The sequence below is a fragment of the Nocardiopsis synnemataformans genome (genome assembly GCF_965343085.1).
Classification (GTDB): Bacteria; Actinomycetota; Actinomycetes; order Streptosporangiales; family Streptosporangiaceae; genus Nocardiopsis; species Nocardiopsis alborubida.
The window spans coordinates 1-1,419 of the sequence record NZ_CBDRFA010000171.1; the positions used below are offsets into that span (position 1 = coordinate 1).

General features: G+C 69.1%; 1 protein-coding gene. It reads left to right on the top strand.

Annotated elements, in window-relative coordinates:
• Positions 1 to 198: 198 nt before the first annotated feature.
• Positions 199 to 1,401: an IS110 family RNA-guided transposase gene (locus ACSIH6_RS39295; protein ID WP_435113964.1), complete on the top strand. Its 1,203-nt coding sequence runs from the start codon at positions 199 to 201 to the stop codon at positions 1,399 to 1,401.
• Positions 1,402 to 1,419: the final 18 nt, after the last annotated feature.

Consider the following 1,419-nt stretch of genomic DNA (forward strand, 5'->3'; position numbering starts at 1 on the left):
CGTAAGTTGGTTGGTGGCCCGGGAGGGCCGGGTGTGGCTGATCGTGTCTTGTCCCCAGTGGCTTCTGAGGAGTGGCCGCCCGTCCCTCCGGGGCGCTCCGGTCGCTGATTGAGATCCGCGCTTGGGTCGCTGTTTACGGAGATGACGACGGGGTGTTCCACGGGCCAACGCGATGACGTCACCCTCTGGGAGGAACGAGTGGAACAGCGTCCCCGCAAGGTGTGGGTCGGGATCGACGCGGGCAAGGCCCACCACTGGGCGACCGCAGTCGATGACGCCGGGACCACCGTGTGGTCGAAGAAGATCGCTAACGACGAGCCCGCGGTCCTGGACGCCTTGGGCGAGATCCTGGCGCTTGCAGACGAGGCGGTCTGGGGCATCGACATCTCCGGCACCGCCTCCGCACTGCTGCTGGCCCTGCTCGCCGCCCACGGCCAGCAACCGCTCTACGTGCCCGGACGCACCGTCAACCGCATGTCGGCCGCTTACCGGGGCGAGGCCAAGACCGATGCCCGTGATGCCTACGTCATCGCCGAGACGGTGCGCCACCGCACCGATTTCGCGCCCATCGACGTGCCCGCCGAGACCGTGCGGGCCCTGGCCGTGCTGACCGCCTACCGCAACGACCTGACGGCCGACCGGGTGCGGGCGATCAACCGGATGCGCGATGCCCTGTGCTCGATCTTCCCTGCCCTGGAGCGTGCCTTCGACTACTCCGGAGCCAAGGGCCCGGTAGTGCTGCTGACCGGCTTCCAGACCCCCCGCGGGTTGCGAAAGATCGGCCGCGCCCGGTTGGAGACCTGGCTGCGCAAGAGACAGGTCCGCAGCGCCGAGGCGATCGCCGCCACGGCGATGGAGGCCGCCGCCTCCCAACGCACCCAGGTGCCCGGCGAGGCCGTGACCGCGTCGATCGTGGCCGAGTTGGCCCGCCAGATCCTGGACCTGGACGAGCGGTTGAAGGACACCGAGAGACAGATCCGCGAGACCTTCCGGGAGCTGGACGCCGCGAAGATCATCGAGTCCGTTCCCGGGTTCGGACCGATCCTGGGGGCGGAGTTCGTCGCCGCCACCGGGGATCTGACCGCCTACCGAGACGCCGGGCATCTGGCGTCGGCGGCCGGGCTGGTGCCCGTGCCCCGGGATTCCGGGCGCCGGACCGGCAACCTGCACCGGCCCAAACGCTACAACCGCGCTCTGCGCAGGGTGTTCTTCATGTCCGCGCTCTCGTCCATCCGCAGCGACGGGCCCAACCGGGAGTTTTACCAGAAGAAGCGCGCTGAAGGGCTCAAGCACGTCCAGGCGGTGATCGCTCTGGCCCGGCGCAGGGTGAGCGTGCTGTGGGCATTGTTGCGGGACGGGCGGGTGTTCACCCCCGTCCCACCGGTCCCGATGGCGGCTTGACAACTTCATTGAGACTCC